The organism is Corynebacterium limaceinasi, from assembly GCF_046717465.1.
GTDB lineage: Bacteria > Actinomycetota > Actinomycetes > Mycobacteriales > Mycobacteriaceae > Corynebacterium.
The window spans coordinates 1,279,189-1,302,512 of the sequence record NZ_CP177100.1; the positions used below are offsets into that span (position 1 = coordinate 1,279,189).

The window sequence follows — 23,324 nt, forward strand, 5'->3', positions numbered from 1 at the left end:
GGAATTAGAATGGCTTGTTATGGCAACACTTCCAGAACCATCAGATCGGCGGTGGTTGCTGAAGACTGTCTTCTCCCGGCCTGGGATGACCATTCCCGCTGCCGTGTGCATGGCTATCTCTTTTGTGCTCAATGGCACAACGCCGGTCATCGTGGGCTATGCCATCGATGAAGCGGTGGTGGAAGGATCAATCGGGCGACTGTGGTGGTGGCTTGCACTGCTGGTGCTAGCCTTCGCCGTAAATACCGTCACTGGGTGGTGTGGCCGCGGGCTCAACGCGCGCAGCATGCTGGTTATCGGCCACGACGTGCGCATGGCCATCACGGATCGGATTATGGATCCCAAAGGGATGGGCGGGCCGAAACGCACGCCAGGGGAGTTATTGGCCATTGCCTCAACCGATGCGACCCGTGTGCAGAATGCCGTGATGATGACGGTGTTCCCGGTGGCGGAGATTACGTCGATCATTTATGTCGCGGTGATGACCAGCCGGGTGAATGTGCCGCTAGGAGTGGCCATTTTATGCGGCGGCCCCATCGTGGTGTGGGGATCACTGCGCTCGGCTGGTCCCTTGCGCAAGCGCTCTGGTATCCGGCAAGAAGCATTGGGCCGGGCTAGCGCGACGGCGACGGATATTGTCCATGGCCTGCGCATTATTAAGGGAATCGGTGCGATAGGTTCCGTGCGTAAGCGTTATGCGGGCGATTCCGATGCCGCCTACGAGCGAACCGTTGAGGCCAATGCGGCGCAGGCTGGATTGAACGCTTCTACGGAGGCGCTCGGGTCCATCTATGTCATCGCCGTCGCGGTTGCTGCCGGCTATCTGGCGCTGGATGGGCAGATGAGCATTGGCGAGCTCATTATGGTAATTGGCCTTACCCAATTCATCATTACCCCAATGACCATGCTAGGAAGGAATATTGCCTCCCGGTGGGCCGCGGCGCAGGCGAGTGCGCAGCGAATCGTGGGCCTGCTGGGCGCTCCCGGGCTTCCCGAGGACGCCGCACCAGAGGTGCCGGCGCTGCGGCCGGGTATCACCGCTATCGATGGGCATGCTCCGGAAGGACTGCGGGATTTGCCCCGGGAGAAATTCATCGTCGTGCCACACGAGGTCATGCTGTTTACCGGAACCGTGCAGGATAATATTCATCCGGATGCGAGTACGGCCGCATGGGCGCTAGAGGTGGCAGCGGGTGAGGATATTCCAGGTGGGCTGGACCGCGCCGTGGGTGAGCGCGGAAACAACCTGTCCGGCGGCCAGCAGCAACGAGTCGCCCTTGCCCGCGCCATTGCCGCGGATCCAGAGGTGCTTATTCTCTCTGATCCCACCACCGCAGTCGATTCCGTGACCGAGCAAGAAGTAGCCCACCGCGTTGCGGACTTCCGGAAGGATAAACCCACCATTGTCTATACATCGGCGCCTGCGTGGCATGCAGTGGGGGTGGAATCTTAATGCGTTTTCCCACCGCCACGTGGCCACAGGTGCGAAAGGTTGTGGCGCAGCAGTTATCGCTGATTCCTCACGCGCGCCGTCGCGCCCTTATCGCCGTGGTGTTCTTGATAGCCGGGGCAGCAGCCAATGTCACCATCCCGATCCTGCTCGGCAAGATTGTTGATGCCGTGACGACAGGTACCAGCATCGCCCTCCTCGGAGCCCTGCTCATCGGGGTCGCGGGCGCGTCTGCCGCTTTATCGGCGGCGGGGTTCTATGTTCTGTCCCAGCTGACCGAGCGCGTCATCGCGTCCCTGCGCGACGATATGGTCTCTACGGCACTCGGCCTTCCCACGCACCGCGTCGAGGACGCAGGAACCGGGGATTTGGTATCGCGTTCTACCGATGACGTGGCGGAGCTTTCCGCCGCGGTTACTGAAACGGTCCCCGTGCTGGCAAAGTCCATTTTTGCCATTGCCTCAACGGCAGTAGCGCTGCTTACGGTGGATTGGCAATACCTCGTGGTTATTGTTGCCGTGACCCCGCTGTATTTCTTTGCCAGCCGGTATTACCTGCGGCGCGCCCCTGACCGATATGCCGCTGAGCGCGCCGCCATGGCGGACCGCGCCCGCAAGCTTTTGGAAGCGATCCACGGCAGGGATACGGTCCGTGCATTCCGCATGGAAAAGACGATGCACGATCGGATCGGGGCGGCTTCAACGCGTGTGGTGGAAGAAGGATATAACGCGCGCCGGACGATGATGGTGCTCCAGGCCCACCTCACCGGCATTGAGCTAGTCTTATTGGGCAGCGGTTTGGCGGTAAGCTTCTGGGTGGTGCAGGCCAATGCGCTTACCGTTGGCGCGGTCACCGCGGCGATGTTATTGCTCATTCGCCTGCGCGGTCCACTGATGGGGCTGATGCGCGTGCTCGATACGGTGCAATCTGGGTATGCCTCGTTGGCGCGCATCGTGGGCGTGGTCATCGATCCGCCCCAACCGGTGCCGGATAGCGGTGCACCGCGGGGCGATGGCAGCGTGGACATGCGCGATATTTCCTTCCGCTATAGCGATAACTCTTGGGCCGTCGAGGGCCTCAACCTTGCGATTAAGCCGGGTGAGACGGTTGCCCTCGTCGGGGCGTCTGGGGCGGGGAAGTCCACCGTGGCAGCGCTGCTTGCGGGCTTGCGCGTTCCGGATAAAGGCACCGTGCTTGTCGATGGCGTCGAGGTTGCCCTGCTTTCCGATGCCGAGCGTATCCAACGCCTTGCCCTCGTCTCCCAGGAAGTGCACGTCTTTTCTGGGAGTTTGCGTGAGGATCTTGCACTCGCGGCGCCACAAGCCACCGATGCGGAAATGGTTCAGGCGCTGCGCCAAGTGCAGGCTGACTGGTTCTTCGAACTGGAGGCAGGCCTCGATACCATCGTGGGCGCGCAAGGCATGCCGTTGGACCCGGTGGCGGCACAGCAATTGGCGCTTGCCCGGATCGTGCTGCTGGATCCCCGCATCATCATCTTGGACGAAGCCACGGCGGAAGCAGGCTCGGTGGGTGCTGAATCCTTAGAGGACGCCGCAGAATCAGTGATGGAGGGGCGCACCGCCTTGGTGGTTGCACACCGCCTGGATCAGGCCTCGCGTGCCGATGCCATCGTGGTCATGGATAATGGCCGGGTAGTAGAACAGGGTAGCCATGCAGAGCTGCTAAATTATGGGGGCCGTTATAAACAATTATGGGCCGCTTGGCAGAAGGGACGAACATCATGAGACGGAGGCCGGTGCGCGCTGCGTTGAGCACCGCAGTCTTGTGCTGCGTGGCGGCGCTGGGCGTGTCATGCGCAAATAACGAGGAAGAATCGGACTCGGGGGTACTCAGCGAAAGCACGCAATCGCACGGTTCGGCTGCCTCACAGCTCGGGATTCCTACCTCTGCGCCGCTCAGTGGCCCAGAACCCGGGTCCTATACGACGATTAACCTGCCGTCCGGGCGCTCCTTCATTCTTAGCGTGCCGGAAAATTATACGGCGCAGAAAGAATGGCCCGTAGTATTGGCTTTCCATGGCTGGGGGCAGTCAGCGGAAAACCTGCGCGGCTATTCCCGCCTCGATGCGGCACAAGCCATTACCGTCTTTCCCACGGGCAAGAAAAAGGCCTGGAGCCCCGCCCCGTACGCGGAAACCAGCGGGAGCGAGGACAAGAAATTCGTGCTCGATATCCTCGATTCCCTGCGCGCGACCTATAACGTCGATGATTCCCGGCTTTATGCCACCGGCATGTCCAATGGCGGCGGTTTTGCTGCCTACCTGGCCTGCCAGATGCCCGGCATCTTCCACTCGGTCGCCACCATTTCCGCTGCTTATTATGAAGATATCCTGAAAGACTGCGCCCATGAACCGGTAGGGCGCCTAGATATGCACGGTACCGATGACCCCGTCGTGGGCTATTACGGCGGGACCCGGCATAAGACCAAGTACTTCTCCGTCGAATCCGTCCTGGAGCAAGACCGCAAGCGCAATAAATGCTCGGAGAAGGTAGACACCAACCGCTTGGTCAATAATGCCCTCGATATGCATTGGAGGGGCTGCTCCGCACCGCTGGAGCATATCCGCATCGGTGGCGGCTCCCACGTGTGGCCGGGTGGTCTTGGAGACAAAAATAATGAAGTGGGAAAGTTCTTCGCCACTGACCGCGTGTTGGACTTCTTCGGCATTCCGGGCAGGCCCGACGGCACCCGCGAAACCTAGACCGCGCGGTAGGCCCGGAAAGAGGACCCGGGCACGGATCGCACGCGCTCTACGCAAATATCCGCGACGCTAAAAAAGCCTGCCCGGTGCGCCGAACTGTCCGGAGCGGTGGGCTCTGGAAATTGCACCAAGTGAAAGCTGCGCCCGCCCTTATCTTCTCGGTTGAGTTCGATGACCGCCTGCGCCGTGGTGCCTGAGCCTGCGAAAAAGTCGAGCACCCGGGCATCGGCCCCGCCGCCAATGGCGATGAGGTGCTTGATAAGGCGTACCGGCTTGGGGAACTCAAAGATTCCCTCCACGCCCATGACATCCTCTGCGTCGCGGCGTCCAGTGCGCGTTACGCCAAACCTTTGCCCATCGAGGATGGAACGCGGCCGCGCCCCTGTTTTTTGATAGTTCTTGGTGTAGACGAATCCGCGCCGAAAGACCAACTCATCGTAGTGTTTTTCCACCATGTCCTTGCCCCAGCGCCAGCGCGCTACCCGGCTGTGGCCATCCGGTTGGTCCGGCCAGTGTTGCGTGCCATCGGGCGAGGCAATGGGAAAATCCAGCGATGGCAGGTACCCCAGGGTCTTAGAATCAAGGCGCACCAAGGAGTATTTGCCACGTTCATCCTCGTGGTTATATTTGGTGCTCGTATAACCCCCAGCATCTACATTGAATCCGGGGTTATCCGGGTTCTTGGCATAGCAGAGGATGTATTCGTGTTCTACCACCGCATACTTGGAATCGTTTTTCCCAGTGCCGGCCTTTTTCCAAATAAGTTGCCCGGCATAGCAGCCCTCGCCAAAAACCTCGTCTAAAACCTTGCGGGTATTAGCGGCCTCGTCCTCTCCGATGGAGACGAATATAAAGCCGTTCTCCGCCAAGACGCGCCGCGCCAAGATGAGCCGTGGCAACATCATGGACAGCCACTCGGCGTGCCACTGGGCATAGCTGCCGGAATTTACCTCGCGTCGCGCCCGGTAATTATCGCGGTAGACAAAGTCTCGGCCGGTGTTATACGGCGGGTCGATGTAGATGACATCGAAGGTCTCGCCCGTGGAAGCCCAGTGCTGTAGAACCGGCAGGTTATCGGCCAAGTGGATGCTATTGGGAGAGTCGGTCACGCTGCTTAACGCAGCATCGAGCTCGAACTCGGCGGCTAGGGGAGTCTCTGCCGCAGCGCGGGCAGCTTGCTTGCCAGGCCATACCAGACCAAAGAATTCCGCGGAGTTGCAGTCTGCACTAGGGCTGGTGTGGATCATTTATTGCCTTTTCCGTGCGAGCTGGTCATTGGTCTCATTAACGCTATCACTTTAAAACTTCTGGCCACCTTTGGTGGCGAAGTCCCGGCAGTGTCATTATCGTGGGCAGTGTTGCCTCGCACGGCAATGGTTAGATGAAGTAAACAACGAAAGGATTAGCAATGGGTATCTTTGACAAGGCAAAGGAAGCACTGAACTCCGAAAAGGGCGAGGAAGTTACCAAGGAAGGTTTGGACAAGGCCGAGGATTTTGCCAAGGACAAGCTGGGCGAGGACAAGGCAGACCAGGTAGACAAGGCCCGCGATGTCATTGATGACAAGCTCGGCACCAATAACGACGGTGACGACGAGAACAAGTAGTTCTCGCCCTAATTTCTAATTAAATATCGCTTAAGCCCCGTTCCAGACAGGAGCGGGGCTTAAGCTTATGTCTGTGGCCGATTTTTCTGAAATACGCGGTCCGATTGGGCTGGTGCAAAACGCGCTTTTTAAATCCAGCCCTGAGTTTGGGCTTTCGTCGCAGCCTCGTAGCGATTATTTGCATCGGTTTTTGTCATGATACTGGACACGACGTTGCGTACACTGCCTGGACTAAGATGCACTTTGCGCGCCAGTTCTGAGGAAGTCACCCCAGATAATAAAAGTCCCGCGATTTCTCGTTCCCGGGGTGTGAGCGGGTTGTCTGGGGTAAAAAGACTCTCTCGTGCCAGGGCAGGATCGATTACCCGCAGCCCAGCCTTTACTCGGCGAATTGCCTCCGCGAGTTGTTCTGGTGGAGTGTCTTTGACTATGAACCCAGCGATGTTGGCATCAATAGCACGTTTTACATAGCCGCCGCGGCCAAAAGTAGTAACGATGAGACATTTGCATGGGCTGCTGGAGAGTTCTTCAGCTACGTCTAGACCGCTCTTTCCAGGCATTTCAATATCAAGAAGAGCTACCTCCACATTGTGCTTGGCGACGAGCCTCGCAACCTCGTTGCCCGTTGCGCATTGAGCAACTACATCAATGTCTGGTTCGGTAGCTAGGAGAGCAGCAAGGGCTCCGCGAACCAATGATTGATCCTCTGCGATAAGGATACGGATGGGTGGAGATGCATCAGCCATCGGAACCAATTTCACTGTCCAAGGGTAGTAATTCGGTATCACCGTTCATAGTAATCAGCGCTACGGTGCGATCGTCCTTCCTCATAATAATCAACTTTCCGCCGCTTTCCTCTATTCGCTTGTGAAGCCCGTGTAGCCCGCCACTTTGGTACTGCTTTTTCGGATCGAAGCCGCAACCATCATCTACGACTTGGAGCTTATTCTGGGATATGCTTACCCAACAGTGCTCTGCTCCTGAGTGGCGAATAACGTTAGTGGTGAGCTCACGTAATGTCCAGGAAAAGGCGGCGTCATAAAGTCCTACGGCTTGGACGTTGGCAGGAAGATGCGCTTGAATCCCTGTAGTATCGAACGCTCGCCGTGCTGCCTGAACTTCTCCCTCGAAGGTCGGCATGCGCATCCGGGTAACTGTGGAGCGGACTTCTGCCAAACTCTTACGGGAAAGGTCACTTATTTCTTGAAGCTCGTTTCGAGCTCGAGTTGGATCTACGTCTACTAACCGCTGTGCCAACTCAGATTTTAAATTGATGACGGTAAGCGAGTGACCGAGCAAATCGTGAACGTCGGTGGCAATGTCTTCGCGTTGGCGAGCGAGATCAAGCTGATGCTCTAAATCCGTGCGGGAGTCTTCCCTTTGAGACATTGTGCCTAGCATCACCAGCAAGATTGGCCAGCCGAATATCACAATGAATGTCCCTAAGAGGTCTTGCGAATCGACGCTCCATAAGGCACCTGTGACTACGAGTCCGGTAAGAAGTACCCATAATAATGCCCGGCGCAGTGGTAATTGAAACCCGAGGAATGCAGCTAGATAGGGCACAAATGTGGTGGCATAAACTCCAAAGAAGGGTATGGCGATAAGCGCTATGAGCGCTAAGGCAGACCACCGAGCGGCCAAGCGATAACGTAAGTTCCAGCCCCGCGGGTAGTAATTCACCGAACCAAAGCTGAAGAAATATACGGCGCTGAAAGCGATAACACAGGCAGTGGATCCTAGGCGCTGCGTAGCGTCCACACCAGGCTGAGCGAAATTCAGAATTAAGCTGAAGAACAGAAATATAAGCCAAACGCTGGCAAACACCGCATTATTTGTAGCGAATCCCGTAAAGGGCGAGTGGAATGAATTCATTACATTCGTGATTTGTCGCGGTGGAGCAGCGCTGCGCAGGCTCCGACGAAAATTGCGGTCCATACGGCGAAGTTTAGTCCCGCGCTCCACAGGGAATGGTTAACCGTTCCATCGGCGTCATTGAGCAGTTGCATCCCTTCTGCCAATGGCCATTGAGCCAACACGACAGGGCCAAAAAGGGGTGTAAAGCGGCCAAACGCCATAAGTGAGGAAGATAGAGGGATAAAGACATTGGCGGCGAACAGCAGGAGGACAATAGAGGAAGAAGCAATGGCCACGGAGTTATCCGTCGGTAAAGCAAGTGCCCATATCATTCCATATAAGCCAAAGGGAATAGAGACAATAGCGCAAGCAAGAAAGGACAAAGCCCACTGGTGGGGCTCCATGTCGGCTTTAGTTAATGCACCGGTGAGAAACACTGCCGTAATGGGTAGTAGAGCTTGCAATGCTATGGATGTGATATTCGCCCAGAGGATTCGGTGAGGGCGCAGCGGAGTAAGCGCTAGTTGGCGTCTCCAACCGGATCGAGCATCAGTGACTGAAGAAGCGGCAGCTCCCACTGCACCGGCGACGCCGCCGTACAGGGCCATGCTGATCATTTGGAGAGCTGCAAATTTACCGGTGTGAATGGGAAGGCTGCCAACGTCCATTAGTGTGCCGAAAAGTAGATAGAAAAATACCGGCAAAATGGTGGTGAAAAATAGCGGGGCGAGGTTGCGGCGCAGCCGGAGGAAATTGTACCCAGCAAAACGCATTGTGTTACTCAACGCAGGCGCGGTGGAACTATTAGACATGGTTGGAATCTTTCGTTTGGGGGGCTGGCGGGAGGAGAATTGGATTAGTTGTGCTCATCGGTGAGAGCGAGGAAAGTATTTTCCAGACTATGAGCGCTAATGGTGAGGTCATAGGCGCCTGTGTGGTTAAGAAGATGACGGGCCAGTGAATCCGAATCTGAGGTAGTCATTTGAATGTGATCTCCAGTGCGGGTGACTTCGGTAACGCCTGGTAGCGCACTCATTGGAGGGATACTGCCGTCAAATTGGGCCGTAATTCTTCGGACCTCGCCGCGGCTACGTATGTCAATTACCTTGTCATCGGCCACAACTTCCCCTTTGTGCAAAAGCACTATCCTTTCAGCAAAATTGTCCGCTTCTTCGAGATAGTGTGTCGCGAAGAAGATGGTCCGCCCGAGCTCAGCCTGGTGCTGCATGGACGCCCAAAAGTCCCGGCGAGCGCCTGGATCCATACCGGCAGTCGGCTCGTCAAGGATGAGTATCTGTGGGTCACCCAGGAGCGCAAGCGCGAAACGAAGACGTTGTTGCTCGCCGCCGGAGCACTTGCCCACTCGTCGAGACAATATCGGTTCTAAGTTGGTGTGATGTGCGACCTCGCCAATGTCTAGGGGCTGGGCAAAGGTAGCGGAAATCATCTTTAAGGTATCGCTTACGGTGAGCTCGGGGAGAAGACCTCCGGATTGGAGCACCGCTGCTAGCTGTGTGTTGTTGATCGCTTCCTGGGGGCTTTTGCCTTGGACTGTAATAGCGCCGGAAGAAGGTTCGGTAAGGCCCAAGATAAGGTCAATGAGTGTGGACTTTCCAGCGCCGTTGGAACCTAACAACGCTACGATTTCTCCGGTGGCGATGGAGACTGATACGTCATTCAGTGCTCGCACTGAATGCGAGGAGTTCGCTGCGAAGACTTTTTCTACGTCGCGTACCTCAATCGCTGTTGAGGAACCTGAGTTAGGGATACGTGTAGTTTTCATGTCTTGCACTTAACTACGTTTGCGCTTTTAATAACAGGGGTCGTGTCACGAAGTTTCCATGACAATTGTCATCGGTGGATACGTTAAGCTGATTAGGTGATTACTACTCTCGCATCCGCAATCGTCTTATTCATCGTCACCAATATCGACGATATCGTTGTTCTCTCGCTATTCTTTGCCCGTGGCGCGGGCAGGAAGGGCACGACCAAAGCCATCCTTTTGGGCCAGTACCTGGGATTTTTGGGAATCCTCGCGGTCTCTGTAGCACTCGGTCTGGGACTTAGCGCCATTCTTCCGGAAGACTGGATACGCTTTTTCGGGCTTATTCCCTTAGCCATTGGTATCTGGGCAGCCTGGGAGGCTTTTCGTGGGGAAGACGACGATGACGTTTCTGGAAAGAAGCTCAGTATCGCTGCGGTAGCCGGGGTCACCTTTGCCAATGGCGGCGATAATATCGGTGTGTACTTGCCGGTATTTACCACGTCTTCGCCCGCAGATATCGCGGTGTACTGCGTCGTATTCCTCGTCTTGGTCGCAGGCCTTGTAGCGGCGGCGAAATTTGTGGCCACACGGCCAGCCGTAGCAGAAGCACTAGAGAAGTGGGAGAGCGTTTTATTCCCCACGGTGCTTATACTGCTTGGTCTCGCCATCCTATTTGCGGTGTAGGCGAGGCACACAGAAAATCCCACGGCCGTGAAGTAAATCCATAGCCGTGGGATAATTTGTCGGGCTAACAGGATTTGAACCTGCGACCCCTACACCCCCAGTGTAGTGCGCTACCAAACTGCGCCATAGCCCGGCGTCGCATTATTTGTTGCGACTGCCCTAGATTACATCAGGATAATTCCACAGTGAAATCAAGGCCATGACCTGCATCAAAGCTCGCCGGTGGAATAGACCCATGCGCCATTCAGGCGCCGGAAAGACGATCGCTCCCGCTGGGAGCCCACTGCCTCGCCCTTGTAGAAGGCCTCAAATTCCACGATGCCTTCATCGTCTACAAGACCACCGCCTTCGGTATCGAGGATATCGAGGCGGTAGAACCGGATGGGGGAGTCAGCCAAGTCCAATGAGCTCGGCCGAGTCACCGGATCCCAGGTGCGCAGGAGGTAGTCCTCATCGCCGCTGACGAAGGCGCTAAAGCGTGACCGCATCAAGGCCTCGGCTGTGGGAGCTTTGGCACCGGCATGGTACTTGCCGCAGCATTCGCCAAAGCTCAGCCCGCTCGTGCAGGGGCAGCGGCGGGAATCGGCGATGGGATTGAGGGCCACCATTAGTTGGAGTCCACGATATCGGTGATGGTGGCGCCGGCGGCCATGCGCTCGACATCGGTATCACGCGCGGCTGCGCGCAGTGCATCGATATCGGAATCGCTCAAGGAGCCTTTTAGTTCGATGCGGCGCTCGAAGGAGGTGGTACCGGTCTGGGTGATGGATACGTGGACATCGTCAAGCGCAAGCTTCTTGCCGGCCTCCTTGATGGCCTGGGTGGAGGCAGCTGCCAAGGCCGACATGAGCAGGCCGGTTGCGGTAAAGCCCTTGCCCTTGCCGCCTTCCTTTTTGGTGCGGTCCGCGGTCACGGAGTGATCATTGTGGCGCACCACGACGCCGAACTTGGTGCCGGTAGCGGGACGGGCAACGGCGGCGTCGGTGCCCACTTCCTCGGGCTCATAGTCGGGAACAATAAATTGCTGGGACCAGGCACCGATCAGATCAGCGGCGCGGGCTGCGGTTCCCTGCTTGGTGAGCAGGTGATCGGCCTTATCCAGCGAAACGAGGGATTTGGGGTAGCGGGTCATGCGGAAGATATTTTGCGCATTGTCGATGCCCACCGTCTGATCGATGGGGGAATGCAGGGACAAGAGGGGCTTGCGCAACCGCGGTAGGTATTCTTCCGGATTGGTTTCTGCCAGATCCTCCAGGAATTTACGCGAAATGGTCAGGGCCCTGCCTCCCAAGACGACCTCGACCTCGCCATTAGCGTCTACCTCGCCGATCTTATCCGCGTAGTGCAGCACGGAGTGCGCGGGATCGAAGGGGGCGCCGATGGTGGCCACGGCGCGAATCTTTTTCATTGCCGTGGCGGCCTTGACCACCGCTGCGCCGCCCAAGGAGTGACCAATGAGCATCTGTGGTGCGGAATAGTGTTCTTCTAGCCAGTCCGCGGCGGTGCGGATATCGTCGACATTCTGGTTAAATGTGGTGTCCGCGAACTCGCCTTCTGATTGCCCCAAACCGGGAAAATCAAAGCGCAAGGTGGCGATACCGAATTCCGTTAATTGCTTCGAGGTGCGGGCCGCGCCAGGGGTATGGCGCGAGCCGGCAAAGCAATGCGCGAAGACGGCGAAGGCGAGAGGGGGAGCATCAGGAAAGTCGATGGTTCCTGCCATCTCGGTTCCTCGGCTGGACGGCAGCTTAACATTGACGGATTGCATGGCACCTACAATAACGGCCCCATAGGTTCCAAGCCAGATGAGGTTGACTAGAGTCGTAGGCAGCCAGCCCCTAAAGGAGGAATTGTCGTGGGAGCATTCGATTGGTTCTGGAAAGCGATGGGCTCGCAAAGCGAGCGAAACGATAAGAAATCCAAGGCCATCGTGGATGAAGCTCGCTCCGCCGCGGAGAAATTCGCGCAGAGCGACGATGCTGCCGTGGCCCAAGCCGCCCGCGATGCGGTGCGCGGCGGCGAGGTCGCAGACAAGGCCCAATTCCTGGGTGCCCTTGCCGTCGCGTGTGAACGCACCCTGGGCCTGCACCCATTCACCGTGCAATCGCAGGCGGTACTGCGACTGCTTACCGGCGATGTCATTCAAATGGCTACCGGTGAGGGCAAGACTCTCGTTGGCGCGATGGCCGCAACGGGTTTCGCGCTGACTGGAAAGCGCGTCCACGTCGTGACGGTCAATGACTATCTGGCCAGCCGCGATGCCGAATGGATGCGGCCTGTCGTGGAATTTTTTGGGCTGCAGGTAGCCTCCGTCACGGAGGGCATGAGCGCGGATGAGCGCCGCGCAGCCTATGTGCAGAATATTATTTATTCCCCGGTCAATGAATTGGGATTTGACCTATTGCGCGATAACCAGATCACCGAACGCGCACAGACGGTGCAGGCGCCTGGCGATGTCGCCTTGGTGGACGAGGCCGATTCCGTCCTAGTGGATGAGGCCCTCGTGCCCCTGGTTCTGGCAGGAAATCGCCCCGGTGAAGCTCCCACGGGGCAAATTACCAATGTGGTCTCCCGCCTCCGAGAGAACCACGAGTACGTCATCTCAGATGACGGGCGCACGGTGCAGCTTACCGATGTCGGCGCAGCCCGCGTAGAGCGAGAGCTCGGCATCGATTCCCTTTATTCCGAGGACAATATCGGCACCGTCCTCGTCAAGGTCAACTTGGCGCTGCACGCAAAGGCGCTGTTGATACGCGATATTCACTACATCGTGGTGGACGGCAAGCTGCAGCTTATCGATGCCTCCCGTGGTCGCGTCGCCGATCTGCAACGCTGGCCCGACGGGCTGCAGGCAGCGGTAGAGGCCAAAGAGGGCTTGGAAGTCTCTGAGGGCGGGCGCATCCTCGATACGATTACCCTGCAAGAACTCATGCGACGGTACCCGCTGGTCTGTGGAATGACGGGTACTGCGGTAGAGGCCACCGACCAGCTGCGGCAATTTTATGACCTGCACGTTTCCGTTATCGATCGGAATAAGCCACTGCAGCGCTTCGATGAACAAGATCGCATTTTTGCCACCATAGGGGAGAAGTCAGCGGCCATCGTCGAAGAAATTGCCCACCTGCACGAAGCCGGTCAACCAGTGCTTGTGGGAACCCAAGACGTTGCGGAATCAGAAAATTTGGCGGAGGCCTTGCGCGATCGCGATATCGAAGTCAACGTGCTCAACGCCAAAAATAACCGCGAAGAGGCACAGATTGTCGCCGAAGCCGGCGATATTGGGCGGGTAACCGTCTCCACACAAATGGCCGGCCGCGGTACCGACATCAAGCTCGGTGGTGCCGATGAGGCCGACCACGATGAGGTGGCCGAACGCGGCGGCCTTGCCGTGATCGGAACCTCTCGGCACCGCACCGCGCGGCTCGATAACCAGCTGCGCGGGCGTGCAGGGCGCCAAGGGGACCCAGGCTTGGCGCTATTTTTCGTCTCCCTGGAAGATGATGTGGTGCAACAAGGCGGAGCTGGGGAAAAGGTCAGCGCGCAACCTGGCCCTAGCGGGCTCATCGAATCCAAACGAGTGCAGGACTTTGTCGCCCATTGTCAGCGGGTAACAGAGGGCCAATTGCTAGAAATTCACGCGCAAACCTGGAAGTATAACCAGCTCTTGGCGGACCAGCGCATCATCATCGATAAGCGCCGTGCAGCGCTATTGGATACAGACCAAGCGTGGCAGGAACTTGCCGAGCGCGCCCCAGAGCGGGCGAGCGAGCTTGCGGATATCCCGGAGGCGGCGCGCACCCAGGCAGCGCGCGAAATCATGCTGTATCACCTGGACATGGGCTGGGCCGATCACCTCGAGCTGCTCGATGATGTGCGCGAATCCATTCACCTGCGCGCCATCGCGCGCGAGACCCCAATTGACGAATATCACCGCATCGCGGTGCGCGAATTTAAGGACTTGGCGCAGCGGGCGGTAGATCAGGCCGTAGAGACCTTCAGGCAGGTGCCTATTGACGCCGAGGGGGCACACCTAGCAGACTCTGGGTTGAACCGTCCAAGCGCAACGTGGACCTATATGGTCTCTGATAACCCCCTTGCGGGGCAGGGAAATTCCGTGTTGAGCGGCATCGGAAACATTTTCCGGTGAAATAATTGCCCACTGAGAGATCAAAGACTCGGTAGAGTCGCTATTATTGGTATAAGTAACTCAAAACTAATCCCCGGAGGTAACAATGAGCGAGAACACCGGAACCCCGGAACCACAGGTGGAGACCACCTCTGTATTCCGCGCTGACCTGCTCAAGGAAATGGAAAATGGCACCAAGGGAACCGAGACCTCTGCGGTAGGTACGGAAAACTTGGAGGACGGCCAGGCGTTGCTTGTAGTCAAGCGCGGCTCCAATGCCGGTGCCCGCTTCCTGCTGGATCAGGACACCACCACGGCAGGGCGCCACCCAGAGGCAGATATCTTCCTGGATGATGTCACCGTCTCCCGCCGCCACGCTGAATTCCGCAAGAATGATGACGGCCAATTCGAGGTAGTAGACGTGGGATCCCTGAACGGCACCTACGTCAACCGCGAGCCGCGTAACTCGCAGGTGCTCGAGGTGGGAGATGAGATTCAGATCGGTAAATTCCGCCTCGTCTTCATCACCAAGCAGGACTAAAACCGCAGCAGACAAGCCGTTTTGCCGTACTTGGTTAAAGCGGTTTAGTCTCCTTTTTATATCCAACGACTACTGAGACACTTTTAAAGAGATAGACACAGTGAGCGCAGCAGAATCCGCGGCGGCATCAGCTCGCCGCAAAAGCCCGAACACGAAGAAGGCTAAGACCATGTCCATTGGCGTGGTCTTAGAAACGCTGAATCAGCAGTTCCCTGATGTCACTGTGTCTAAAATCCGCTTCCTCGAGTCAGAGGGGCTAATTTCTCCCCAGCGCACTGCCTCCGGCTACCGCCGGTTCACGCAGGAAGACGTGGATAGGTTGCGCTATATCTTGACCACCCAGCGGGATAATTACACCCCGCTTAAGGTTATCCGCGAGCAGCTGGAAGCGATGGATTCTGGCCAGGTCACCGCCATTGTTTCTGCTGGCAATGCGGAGACCTTGCTGTCCCCGCAACAGTTCAAAGCACCCGCGGTAACGCGCTTGACCGATGCCGAGGTAGCAGAGCAAGCCGGAGCATCCGAGGCGGATATTGCCACCTTTATCAAGGACAAGCTCATTAAGCCGGATGCCGCGGGATTTTTCAATACCGACGACGTGGCCATTGCTTCTGCCGCGGTAGCGTTGCAGGCCTTCGGCTTTAGCGCTAGCCAGCTGAAGTCCCTGCGCAATAGCGCACGCCGCCAAGCAGATTTGATTTCGCAGGTTGCGGCCCCCGTAGCGCACTCGAATTCCGATACCGCTCACCAGCAGGCAGAAGAACTGTCCCAGCAGATGACGGCGCTAGTGGTTTCTTTGCATGCCACCTTGGTAAAGACGGATTTGCGCCACGAATTTAACGGCTAACTCACCATGGCTGCCTCCCATGTGGGAGAGTGGTAGCTATGAGTGATGTAACCCTTGAATTTCACGGCATTCACCAGCTTGGGCCAGAAGATGATGTCTGCGCACTGCTGCGTTGGCCCGAAGACAATCGCCTCATTCCCGTCTGGCTTTCGGCCGTAGACGGAATCCAATTGGCTACCGTTTTTGCTGACCAGCGCCCGAACCGCCCCACGACCCACGATCTTCTGTGCGAGGTCTTGGAGGCTGCAGGTGGCGTCGAGGCCATCGAGATTGTCAACCACCATCAAGGCACCTTCATGGTGGATATTCAGACCGCGCAAGGTGAAGTTTTTGATGCGCGTGTAAGCGATGCCTTGGCGGTAGCCGAGTACTTTAAGGTGCCCATCGTTGCCGAATCTGCGCTCTTGGCGCAGGTATCCGTCTTCGCCAGCGAGGAGGACATCAAGGAATACTTCGACCTCGAGCTTCCTACCCCCACACAGGACTGGGAAGACAGCGATGCCTCCTCCGCCGAGGAAAGCACCTCTGCATCCGGAAACGCGCAGGCCGATGCCGATTTCGAAGAGATGATGCGCAGCCTTGGCATGGATGAATCCGATTTCCACACGGGGGAAGAAGACGAAAAAAATTAATGACACGCGTGTGACTAATGGTGACAATGTGGTTTTTAAAGTCTAAAGTTGTACTCGAAGGTTAAGCAAGCACCGCTTGACGGGGGTGTGCGCTTGGCATTTAATTGATCTTTAGAGCTTCCAACAAACCCCATTGGAGTAATTACGTGAGCATCACCGAGGACACTCAGTCCGAGTCCCAGTACGTCCAAGAATCCCTCTTTGATGTGGGACCGGACGAAGAAGTGGGGTACCGCGTGCCCATCGCCTGCCAGGTTGCTGGCATCACCTATCGCCAGTTGGACTACTGGGCACGCACCAACTTGGTCAACCCCTCCATTCGCACCGCCCGCGGCTCGGGTTCACAGCGCCTTTATTCTTTCAAGGACGTCTTGGTCCTCAAGATTGTCAAGCGCCTGCTCGACACCGGCATTTCCCTGCAGAATATCCGTTTGGCCGTGGAATCGTTGCATGACCGCGGCGTTAACGATTTGGCTGAGCTCACCCTCGTCTCTGATGGCACTACCGTGTACGAGTGCCGCTCCAATGATGAGGTCATTGACCTTCTCGCCGGCGGGCAGGGTGTCTTCGGCATCGCAGTGCCGGGAATCTTGAAGGAACTGTCCGGCACGATTACGTCCTTCCCCGCAGAGCGCATCGAGGAATTGCCCGATGACAACGTGGTTGGCTTGGATGAGCTCGCCGCTCGCCGCAACCGCAAGAGTTCATAAGTCCTCTTAATAAGTTCTCCCTCCAGACCCCAGCTCACGGGGGTGGAGGGAGAACTTTTTTGTTTAAACCCCAGCGGCCTTATCCATCGCGGCGTTGAGGTCCTCCTGCGTACCCGCATCGACGCTAGTGAAGTTGTCAGCGGCGTTCTTTAGCTGTTCATCGATAGCCCCTGGGCCCACGTGGACGACGGATAGCTCTACGTTGTCTGACTTCGCGCCGTCAAGAGCGGCGGCAAACTGGGCATCGTCCATATCGAGCTCGGTGCCCGTTGTCACGAGGAGCACCCGTGCCTTCCGGTTGGTACCGGCGGCCTGATCCGCAGCGGTGTTCAGCGCGGCAATTGTGGCGCTGCGCGATTGCGGCACCCCACCGGTGCCGAATGCCGCGAGCGTATCCGGAACCGCAGCGCCATTGCCGAATCCGAGGTTATCGCGGTAACCCACCGACGCGGCCTCCGAAATGGGGGACGAATAGTTCCACAAGGCTACCTGGCTATTGTTGTCACTCAATTTTTCCGCGGTGCCAGATAGCGCCTGTTGCGTTGCATCAAACATCGCGGTCATATTCGCAGAAGTATCAACGAGCAGGAGAGTATTGGGGGCCATCTCCACGGTGGAAGAGGAAGCCGAGCCCGAAGCCTCTTCGCCGTCGTCCGGCGTACTCGGAGCGGAGGAGGAGACTCCTGGGCTGCTTTCCACAGGGGATTGGGACGCGGTTTCTGCGGCCGTAGGCTCTCCAGAGTCATCCCCAGCGCGCAACAGGAAAATCAACGGTGCGATGACGGCAAGGATTGCGATGATGATAACCGCGATAACCCAGCCAGCTAGTGCGAATCTGTTTTCCCCGTTTGAGTGCCGTGCCATGTAGTGCCTTTCTCCAAAACTCCCGAGCCAGCGCATGATGCGTTTAATCTAGTGTAACTGGCAATAAGCCCTTTCCATTACTGCGACAAGCCGCTCGCGCAGCGGTTGCGCTCGCTGCGCGAGGCCCCGTTGACGGTTGACATACGTCGCCTTGCCCTCTGGTGTTTCAATAGGAACTACCCCAAGGCCCCAATTACGGCAATCGTACGGGGAGGCCTCCATGTCAAGGATGCGGGCATCGATAGCCAGATCCAGGCAATCGAGGAAGAGATCACCTGGGACCAGGGGGCCGAGCTTCCACGCCCATTTATAAAGGTCCATGGTCACGTGCACGCAGCCTGCTTGGTCATTGGCAGGTTGATCCTCACGGTGGAGCACCGTCAGATTGAGCGGGCGCGCCGGCAGAGTAAAGAAACGGAACGCATCATAATGCGAGCACTTTAGGGAATGAGTATCAACGACGCGGTTGGTTCCTTCTGCGCCTAAGCGCAGCGGGAGATCATGGCGTGGGGAATCGGTGTGGTAAACCATCGCCCATTCATGCAGACCAAAGCAATCAAAGTGCACCGGGTTGGTGGCAGAGCGCCGCAGCAGATCCAAGATATAGTCAATCGAACTTCCGCGCCGTTGCATATAGGATTCCACGTCCACGGTGATGCCGTCCGCAGTCTCGTGGTAATCGCGCCAGCTAGCCTGCGGCGCGTTACCCTTGAGCGCCGTGTCGATGCCCGGGTGCCAGCGCTTTAGGTGCGATGGGCGGACAGGGTAGTACTCAAAGAGGAAATCAAATACGGGATGATAGCTGCCCGGATGGCGAAACCTCTCCAGGCGGTCCGCCGCCCTACGCTCGTGCTCATTCATGCGGGTTGTCCAGTCAGCGGTAGATAAAACCTGCACGCGCGAATCCTCCTTTCTATTGTGCTAGCGCTTAGCGACGCCGCCCCTTACCCCTCCTGGCTCCACCAACCTGCCGCTTTTGTTGGCGTGGGGGTTGATTCTTTTGTTGCTGGCTCGCGCCGTTAGACCCGTCTTGGCCCGGCGGTGGAAGGGCCGGGCCGTGCGGCTTGCGGGCACCGGTGACCGTGCGCAGCTCAGGAGCACCGGCCGGATTTTCGCGGTGGGAAATATCGTGTTCGGTAGCGCTCACACCGGCCTTCTTGATGAGGGTAGCTACCTCTGAGCGCTGTTCATCGGTGACCAAGGTAACCACCGTGCCTGTTGCACCGCCGCGCGCAGTACGCCCTGCGCGGTGGAGGTAGGCCTTGTGTTCTGCAGGCGGATCCACGTGGACGACGAGTGAAACGTCTGCAATATCGATGCCGCGCGCCGCGATATCGGTGGCAACCAGGACTGGAATGGAGCCATCGGCAAAGCCAGAAATGGCGCGGGTGCGCGCGCCCTGGCCCTTATCCCCGTGCAGTGGATAAGCGTTAATGCCGGCACGCCGAAGCTTTTTCACCTGCCTATCCACGCCGTGCTTGGTACGCATGAACATGATGGTCTTGCCTGCGCGCGCGGCGATGCGCATAACCACCTCGTTGCGAGCGGGGCGATCACCCACGAAAAACAGGTGGTGCGACATCGAATCCACCGCTGCGGCAACTGGAGCAGTGGAGTGGATCACGGGATCGTGCAGGAATTGCTCGACCAGCTTATTAACATCCCCATCGAGGGTCGCAGAAAAAAGCAGCCGCTGACCGGTGGGTGGGGTGTAGTTTAAAAGCTTGCGCACCTGGGGAAGAAACCCCATATCGGCCATCTGGTCTGCCTCATCCAAGGTAGTGATCTGTACCTTGTCAAAGGACAACTTGCCTTGTGCGATGAGATCCTGAGCGCGACCAGGTGTGGCGACTAAGAGGTCCACTGGACGCGCCAGAGAGCGGATGTGGTGGTTGATATTGACGCCGCCGACCACCGCGAGAACGCGCAGCCCTAATGCGGCGGCGGGTTCATCGAGGCGTTGCTGGATCTGCGTCGCTAACTCGCGGGTGGGGGCGAGCACGACCGCGCGGGGCTGGCCCGGGGTAGAGGCGCCCGAGCCAGCCAATCGGGCCAATGTGGGAAGCCCAAAGGTAAAGGTCTTTCCGGAACCGGTAGGCCCGCGGCCAAGTACGTCTTTGCCTGCGAGTACATCCGGGATGGCTGCGGCTTGGATGGGAAATGCTTCCGTGATTCCTTGGTTGTGTAGAACGTGAACCACGCGCTGAGGTAAGCCGAGTTCGGCAAAAGTAGTCATCGTTGGGCAATTCTAACCGGTGGGTGCGCAAAATCCTGCATCGGGCAGCGCACGATTGGTGGACCACCGTACAAGTGAGAAATCCCATAGCAAAAATAGGTCCCTACTTTAGGTATTTCACTGGTTATTACCTAACGTGGAAGGTGGTGCTGGGAAGCACGCAAGATTTATTCCTCCACTCACCGGCCCCCCTCCAAGGGCCACACCGAACTGTTAAGGAGTCGTCTCCATGGCTCAAGCACAAGCAACCGCAGCCAGTTCTTCTTCCCACTCCTCGCCGCAGGAATCTACAGAACCCACGAAGAAGGAGAAATTTCACCTTGATGCCGTGTGGTTCGCGCTGGCCTTCCTGGCCCTAGCGGTCGTCTTACTTATCCCGATTCCGGGACTCGACTGGCCCGCTAAAGTGGCCCTAGGCATGCTGGCCTTTGCGGTGATCATGTGGGTGACCGAGGCCGTGAGCTATCCGGTGAGCGCCTTGCTGATCGTCGGCCTTATCTCCCTACTTTTGGGGCTCGGGCCGGATCCAGAATCCGATGGTATCTACGGCACCTCCAACGCCCTCAAGGTCGCGATGGCAGGATTTTCCTCGTCTGCGGTAGCGCTTGTGGCCGCGGCGCTAATCTTGGCCGGAGCGATGCAGGCTACGGGCCTGCATAAACGGATTGCGCTGTACGTGCTGAAGATCGCGGGGGAGAAGACCTCCCACATCGTTATCGGCGCCATCGCGATCGCCATCATCTTGGCCTTCTTCGTTCCCTCTGCCACCGCGCGTGCGGGCGCCGTGGTGCCCATCTTGCTCGGTATGGTGGCCGCCTTCGGCCTATCCTATGAGTCGAAGTTGGGCGCCTTACTCGTCATTACCGCAGCGCAGGCCGTATCGATCTGGAACGTGGGCATTAAAACCGCAGCCGCCCAAAACCTCGTGGCGGTGGGATTTATTGAGGATCAAATGGGGCAGTCGGTCTCCTGGGGGCAGTGGTTTATCTGGGCCGCACCCTGGTCCATCCTGATGTCCGTTGCGCTGTACTTCATCATGCGCGCCGTCATCAAACCGGAAACGGAACGCATTGAGGGAGGAAAGGAGCTCATCGCCAAGCAGCTAGAGGACCTCGGGCCCACCTCACCGGAAGAGAAAAGGCTTATCGGGTTTTCCCTCCTCCTGCTCTTTTTCTGGGCCACGGAGGGACTACTGCACCCGATTAGCTCGGCCGTCATTACCGCGGTGGCCGTCGCCTTGATGCTGCTGCCCAAGATCGGCGTATTTACCTGGCCAGAGGCACAAAAGTCCGTGAGCTGGGGTACCCTCATCGTCTTTGCCATCGGCATTTCCCTCGGCTCGTTCCTGCTGGATACGGGCGCCGCAACGTGGCTTTCAGAAAAGACCTTTGGGTTAATGGGCCTAGACTCGCTGCCGATTCTCGCAACGATTGCGCTGGTATCGCTGTTTAATATCCTGATCCACTTGGGCTTTGCCTCGGCTACGTCGCTGGCCTCCGCGCTCATCCCGGTCTTTATTGCCTTGGCCGCCACGCTGGATGTTCCCAACGGCGGCATCGGCTTCGTGGTCATCCAGCAGTTCGTCATCTGCTTCGGATTCTTGCTGCCCGTCTCGGCGCCGCAGAACATGCTGGCCTATGGCACCGGTGCCTTTAGCACCAAGCAATTCCTTCGTTCTGGTATCCCGCTGACCATCGTCGGGTACCTGCTTATCCTGCTGCTGTCTGCCACCTATTGGTCGTGGCTCGGCTTGGTCTAACACCAGGTACTAAAAAAGGGGAGGACCTGCACCGTGCAGGTCCTCCCCTTTTTATTTGCAGTACTTAGTCCACCTGCGTCAGGCTGCGGTCGCCGGACCACTCGACGTGGAAGGTGCCGGGCTTATCGGTGCGCTTGAAGGTGTGTGCACCAAAGAAATCGCGCTGGCCCTGAATAAGGGCGGCGGGCAGGCGCGTGGCGCGCAGGCTATCGTAGTAGGACAGCGAAGAGGCAAAGACCGGGGCGGGCAGGCCCATCTGGCTTGCCGCGACGACGACGCGGCGCCACGGTTCGATGAGGTCTTCCAGCTCGCCCTTGAAGTAGGGATCCAGGATGAGGGCGGGAAGTTCTGGATTATTATCAAATGCCTCGCGGATGCGGTCTAAGAACTTGGCGCGGATGATGCAGCCGCCGCGCCAGATGGTGGCCAGATCGCGCGGATCGACATCCCAGCCGAATTCGGCTGAACCGGCCTTGATCTCATCGAAGCCCTGGGAGTAGGCGATGAGCTTGGCGGCATAGAGGGCGCGGCGAACGTCTTCGATGAAGGCATCCTTGTCGATGTCGAAGTCCGCGTTCGTGCCTGCCGGAAGCTGGCCCTCCTGCGCGGCGGCGCGCTGCTGGCTAGAAGAAGACAGTGCGCGGGCAAAGACGGACTCGGCAATGCCGGTAATCGGCACGCCCAATTCGAGGCCATTGATCGCGGTCCAGCGGCCGGTACCTTTCTGGCCGGCGGCGTCCAAGATGACATCGACAAGCGGGGCGCCCGTGTCCGGATCCTTCTGGGCGAGTACCTCGGCGGTAATCTCAATGAGATAGGAATCCAGGTCGCCGGAGTTCCATTCCTTGAAAATCTCCGCGATTTCGGCCGGCTCCAGACCCGCGCCGTAGCGCAGCAGCTGGTAGGCCTCGCCGATGACCTGCATATCAGCGTACTCGATGCCATTGTGGACCATTTTGACAAAGTGGCCGGCGCCATCCGGGCCGATGTGGGTCACGCACGGGGTGCCATCTACCTCGGCGGCGATGGACTCCAGGATGGGGCCTAAGGTCTCCCAGGACTCAGCAGGCCCACCGGGCATGATGGACGGGCCATTCAGGGCGCCTTCCTCGCCGCCGGAAATGCCCGCGCCTACGAAGTGCTTGCCGCGCTCGGCCACTTCCTTTTCGCGGCGAATGGTATCCGTAAACAGCGCGTTGCCGCCATCGATGATGATATCGCCGTCATCCATGGCATCGGCAAGCTGATCAATGACCGCATCGGTGGCCTTGCCCGCCTGCACCATGATGATGGCCTTGCGGGGGCGCTCCAGGGAAGCGACGAAATCCGCGATGGATTCGGAAGGGATAAAGTTTCCTTCGTCGCCGTGGGCCTCAATGAGGGCGTGGGTCTTTTCCGGGCTGCGATTATAGACGGCGACGGTATTGCCATTGCGGGCAAAGTTGCGGGCGAGGTTAGAGCCCATTACCGCCAGGCCGACAACACCAATGTGCGCGAGTTCGTTCTTTTCAGTCATGGTGCCTAT

General features: G+C 57.9%; 22 protein-coding genes and 1 tRNA gene. 11 read left to right on the forward strand and 12 right to left on the reverse strand.

Annotated elements, in window-relative coordinates; translation table 11 throughout:
* Window positions 1–19 precede the first annotated feature (19 nt).
* From ACLI1Q_RS06285 to ACLI1Q_RS06295, 3 genes are read left to right on the forward strand one after another with little or no spacing between them, the layout of a single operon-like run.
* A complete protein-coding gene (locus ACLI1Q_RS06285; protein ID WP_284849769.1) occupies window positions 20–1,453 on the forward strand; it encodes an ABC transporter transmembrane domain-containing protein in 1,434 nt (477 codons plus the stop codon).
* Window positions 1,453–3,195 carry an ABC transporter ATP-binding protein gene (locus ACLI1Q_RS06290; protein ID WP_284869702.1) on the forward strand — a complete coding sequence of 581 codons (1,743 nt, stop codon included), beginning with the start codon at window positions 1,453–1,455 and terminating at the stop codon, window positions 3,193–3,195. Before ACLI1Q_RS06285 ends, ACLI1Q_RS06290 begins: the two co-directional genes overlap by 1 nt.
* Window positions 3,192–4,172 carry an alpha/beta hydrolase family esterase gene (locus tag ACLI1Q_RS06295; RefSeq protein WP_284849767.1) on the forward strand — a complete coding sequence of 327 codons (981 nt, stop codon included), beginning with the start codon at window positions 3,192–3,194 and terminating at the stop codon, window positions 4,170–4,172. The genes ACLI1Q_RS06290 and ACLI1Q_RS06295 overlap by 4 nt, the downstream gene beginning before the upstream one ends.
* Here the strand turns inward: ACLI1Q_RS06295 and ACLI1Q_RS06300 are convergent.
* The gene (locus ACLI1Q_RS06300) at window positions 4,169–5,419 is read right to left on the reverse strand and encodes a site-specific DNA-methyltransferase (RefSeq protein WP_411696924.1); all 1,251 of its coding nucleotides are present in this window, start codon (window positions 5,417–5,419) and stop codon (window positions 4,169–4,171) included. The two genes, ACLI1Q_RS06295 and ACLI1Q_RS06300, sit on opposite strands and share 4 nt — an antisense overlap.
* A gap of 161 nt (window positions 5,420–5,580) precedes the next feature.
* On the opposite strand from ACLI1Q_RS06300, the gene ACLI1Q_RS06305 reads away from it, so the two are divergent.
* The gene (locus ACLI1Q_RS06305) at window positions 5,581–5,778 is read left to right on the forward strand and encodes an antitoxin (protein ID WP_239268049.1); all 198 of its coding nucleotides are present in this window, start codon (window positions 5,581–5,583) and stop codon (window positions 5,776–5,778) included.
* A gap of 128 nt (window positions 5,779–5,906) precedes the next feature.
* Here the strand turns inward: ACLI1Q_RS06305 and ACLI1Q_RS06310 are convergent, their stop codons facing one another.
* The 4 genes from ACLI1Q_RS06310 to ACLI1Q_RS06325 all read right to left on the reverse strand — a co-directional run bounded on the left by ACLI1Q_RS06310 (window position 5,907) and on the right by ACLI1Q_RS06325 (window position 9,418).
* A complete protein-coding gene (locus ACLI1Q_RS06310; RefSeq protein ID WP_284849765.1) occupies window positions 5,907–6,524 on the reverse strand; it encodes a response regulator transcription factor in 618 nt (205 codons plus the stop codon).
* The gene (locus tag ACLI1Q_RS06315; protein ID WP_284849783.1) at window positions 6,517–7,653 is read right to left on the reverse strand and encodes a sensor histidine kinase; all 1,137 of its coding nucleotides are present in this window, start codon (window positions 7,651–7,653) and stop codon (window positions 6,517–6,519) included. The genes ACLI1Q_RS06310 and ACLI1Q_RS06315 overlap by 8 nt, the downstream gene beginning before the upstream one ends.
* Window positions 7,653–8,408, reverse strand: coding sequence for an ABC transporter permease (locus ACLI1Q_RS06320; RefSeq protein WP_284869713.1), 756 nt, complete (start codon window positions 8,406–8,408; stop codon window positions 7,653–7,655). Before ACLI1Q_RS06320 ends, ACLI1Q_RS06315 begins: the two co-directional genes overlap by 1 nt.
* Before the next feature lie 83 nt (window positions 8,409–8,491).
* Window positions 8,492–9,418 (reverse strand): ABC transporter ATP-binding protein, encoded by a 927-nt coding sequence (locus ACLI1Q_RS06325; protein WP_035108509.1) that lies wholly within the window; start codon window positions 9,416–9,418, stop codon window positions 8,492–8,494.
* A gap of 96 nt (window positions 9,419–9,514) precedes the next feature.
* Here ACLI1Q_RS06325 and ACLI1Q_RS06330 point away from each other — a divergent pair, with 96 nt between their 5' ends.
* Window positions 9,515–10,084, forward strand: a complete 570-nt coding sequence (locus tag ACLI1Q_RS06330) for a cadmium resistance transporter (RefSeq protein ID WP_284771852.1) — start codon at window positions 9,515–9,517, stop codon at window positions 10,082–10,084.
* Between the two features lie 59 nt (window positions 10,085–10,143).
* On the opposite strand, the gene ACLI1Q_RS06335 is transcribed toward ACLI1Q_RS06330, so the two are convergent.
* The 3 genes from ACLI1Q_RS06335 to ACLI1Q_RS06345 form a co-directional block, all read right to left on the reverse strand.
* A tRNA-Pro gene (locus tag ACLI1Q_RS06335) sits at window positions 10,144–10,217 on the reverse strand.
* 76 nt (window positions 10,218–10,293) lie between these two features.
* Window positions 10,294–10,692 (reverse strand): YchJ family protein, encoded by a 399-nt coding sequence (locus tag ACLI1Q_RS06340; protein WP_284770696.1) that lies wholly within the window; start codon window positions 10,690–10,692, stop codon window positions 10,294–10,296.
* The gene (locus ACLI1Q_RS06345; protein WP_284796154.1) at window positions 10,692–11,852 is read right to left on the reverse strand and encodes an alpha/beta fold hydrolase; all 1,161 of its coding nucleotides are present in this window, start codon (window positions 11,850–11,852) and stop codon (window positions 10,692–10,694) included. Before ACLI1Q_RS06345 ends, ACLI1Q_RS06340 begins: the two co-directional genes overlap by 1 nt.
* Window positions 11,853–11,939: 87 nt before the next feature.
* Here ACLI1Q_RS06345 and secA2 point away from each other — a divergent pair, with 87 nt between their 5' ends.
* From secA2 to ACLI1Q_RS06370, 5 genes are all read left to right on the forward strand, one after another.
* Window positions 11,940–14,231, forward strand: a complete 2,292-nt coding sequence (secA2, locus tag ACLI1Q_RS06350; RefSeq protein WP_284869701.1) for an accessory Sec system translocase SecA2 — start codon at window positions 11,940–11,942, stop codon at window positions 14,229–14,231.
* Window positions 14,232–14,316: 85 nt separating this feature from the next.
* Window positions 14,317–14,751 carry an oxoglutarate dehydrogenase inhibitor Odhl gene (gene odhI, locus ACLI1Q_RS06355; RefSeq protein WP_023022279.1) on the forward strand — a complete coding sequence of 145 codons (435 nt, stop codon included), beginning with the start codon at window positions 14,317–14,319 and terminating at the stop codon, window positions 14,749–14,751.
* Between the two features lie 100 nt (window positions 14,752–14,851).
* Window positions 14,852–15,598 (forward strand): MerR family transcriptional regulator, encoded by a 747-nt coding sequence (locus ACLI1Q_RS06360; protein ID WP_034659152.1) that lies wholly within the window; start codon window positions 14,852–14,854, stop codon window positions 15,596–15,598.
* Window positions 15,599–15,636: 38 nt separating this feature from the next.
* Window positions 15,637–16,230, forward strand: a complete 594-nt coding sequence (locus tag ACLI1Q_RS06365) for a bifunctional nuclease family protein (RefSeq protein WP_284771855.1) — start codon at window positions 15,637–15,639, stop codon at window positions 16,228–16,230.
* A gap of 146 nt (window positions 16,231–16,376) precedes the next feature.
* Window positions 16,377–16,940 (forward strand): MerR family transcriptional regulator, encoded by a 564-nt coding sequence (locus ACLI1Q_RS06370; RefSeq protein ID WP_005282882.1) that lies wholly within the window; start codon window positions 16,377–16,379, stop codon window positions 16,938–16,940.
* A gap of 63 nt (window positions 16,941–17,003) precedes the next feature.
* Here the strand turns inward: ACLI1Q_RS06370 and ACLI1Q_RS06375 are convergent, their stop codons facing one another.
* From ACLI1Q_RS06375 to ACLI1Q_RS06385, 3 genes are all read right to left on the reverse strand, one after another.
* Window positions 17,004–17,804 (reverse strand): vWA domain-containing protein, encoded by an 801-nt coding sequence (locus ACLI1Q_RS06375; RefSeq protein ID WP_284771856.1) that lies wholly within the window; start codon window positions 17,802–17,804, stop codon window positions 17,004–17,006.
* A 48-nt stretch (window positions 17,805–17,852) separates the two neighbouring features.
* On the reverse strand, window positions 17,853–18,665 hold the full coding sequence (locus ACLI1Q_RS06380; protein ID WP_410756183.1) for a 3-methyladenine DNA glycosylase: 813 nt from the start codon (window positions 18,663–18,665) through the stop codon (window positions 17,853–17,855).
* A 67-nt stretch (window positions 18,666–18,732) separates the two neighbouring features.
* Complete coding sequence (locus tag ACLI1Q_RS06385; RefSeq protein WP_284869699.1) at window positions 18,733–20,040, reverse strand: DEAD/DEAH box helicase; 1,308 nt, start codon at window positions 20,038–20,040, stop codon at window positions 18,733–18,735.
* A 229-nt stretch (window positions 20,041–20,269) separates the two neighbouring features.
* Here ACLI1Q_RS06385 and ACLI1Q_RS06390 point away from each other — a divergent pair, with 229 nt between their 5' ends.
* A complete protein-coding gene (locus tag ACLI1Q_RS06390) occupies window positions 20,270–21,799 on the forward strand; it encodes an SLC13 family permease (RefSeq protein WP_284849594.1) in 1,530 nt (509 codons plus the stop codon).
* Window positions 21,800–21,863: 64 nt separating this feature from the next.
* On the opposite strand, the gene gndA is transcribed toward ACLI1Q_RS06390, so the two are convergent.
* Window positions 21,864–23,315: an NADP-dependent phosphogluconate dehydrogenase gene (gene gndA, locus ACLI1Q_RS06395; RefSeq protein ID WP_284869698.1), complete on the reverse strand. Its 1,452-nt coding sequence runs from the start codon at window positions 23,313–23,315 to the stop codon at window positions 21,864–21,866.
* Window positions 23,316–23,324 lie beyond the last annotated feature (9 nt).

Excerpts from the sequence above, each read along its gene's own strand:
- ACLI1Q_RS06290 (WP_284869702.1), top strand. The coding sequence starts at position 1,453 with ATGCGTTTTCCCACCGCCACGTGGCCACAGGTGCGAAAGGTTGTGGCG.
- ACLI1Q_RS06300 (WP_411696924.1), bottom strand. The coding sequence starts at position 5,419 with ATGATCCACACCAGCCCTAGTGCAGACTGCAACTCCGCGGAATTCTTT.
- ACLI1Q_RS06285 (WP_284849769.1), top strand. The coding sequence starts at position 20 with ATGGCAACACTTCCAGAACCATCAGATCGGCGGTGGTTGCTGAAGACT.
- ACLI1Q_RS06340 (WP_284770696.1), bottom strand. The coding sequence starts at position 10,692 with ATGGTGGCCCTCAATCCCATCGCCGATTCCCGCCGCTGCCCCTGCACG.
- ACLI1Q_RS06310 (WP_284849765.1), bottom strand. The coding sequence starts at position 6,524 with ATGGCTGATGCATCTCCACCCATCCGTATCCTTATCGCAGAGGATCAA.
- ACLI1Q_RS06385 (WP_284869699.1), bottom strand. The coding sequence starts at position 20,040 with ATGACTACTTTTGCCGAACTCGGCTTACCTCAGCGCGTGGTTCACGTT.
- ACLI1Q_RS06305 (WP_239268049.1), top strand. The coding sequence starts at position 5,581 with ATGGGTATCTTTGACAAGGCAAAGGAAGCACTGAACTCCGAAAAGGGC.
- odhI (WP_023022279.1), top strand. The coding sequence starts at position 14,317 with ATGAGCGAGAACACCGGAACCCCGGAACCACAGGTGGAGACCACCTCT.
- gndA (WP_284869698.1), bottom strand. The coding sequence starts at position 23,315 with ATGACTGAAAAGAACGAACTCGCGCACATTGGTGTTGTCGGCCTGGCG.
- ACLI1Q_RS06390 (WP_284849594.1), top strand. The coding sequence starts at position 20,270 with ATGGCTCAAGCACAAGCAACCGCAGCCAGTTCTTCTTCCCACTCCTCG.
- ACLI1Q_RS06325 (WP_035108509.1), bottom strand. The coding sequence starts at position 9,418 with ATGAAAACTACACGTATCCCTAACTCAGGTTCCTCAACAGCGATTGAG.
- ACLI1Q_RS06345 (WP_284796154.1), bottom strand. The coding sequence starts at position 11,852 with ATGCAATCCGTCAATGTTAAGCTGCCGTCCAGCCGAGGAACCGAGATG.
- ACLI1Q_RS06380 (WP_410756183.1), bottom strand. The coding sequence starts at position 18,665 with ATGAATGAGCACGAGCGTAGGGCGGCGGACCGCCTGGAGAGGTTTCGC.
- ACLI1Q_RS06315 (WP_284849783.1), bottom strand. The coding sequence starts at position 7,653 with ATGAATTCATTCCACTCGCCCTTTACGGGATTCGCTACAAATAATGCG.
- ACLI1Q_RS06320 (WP_284869713.1), bottom strand. The coding sequence starts at position 8,408 with ATGCGTTTTGCTGGGTACAATTTCCTCCGGCTGCGCCGCAACCTCGCC.
- ACLI1Q_RS06375 (WP_284771856.1), bottom strand. The coding sequence starts at position 17,804 with ATGGCACGGCACTCAAACGGGGAAAACAGATTCGCACTAGCTGGCTGG.
- ACLI1Q_RS06295 (WP_284849767.1), top strand. The coding sequence starts at position 3,192 with ATGAGACGGAGGCCGGTGCGCGCTGCGTTGAGCACCGCAGTCTTGTGC.
- ACLI1Q_RS06365 (WP_284771855.1), top strand. The coding sequence starts at position 15,637 with ATGAGTGATGTAACCCTTGAATTTCACGGCATTCACCAGCTTGGGCCA.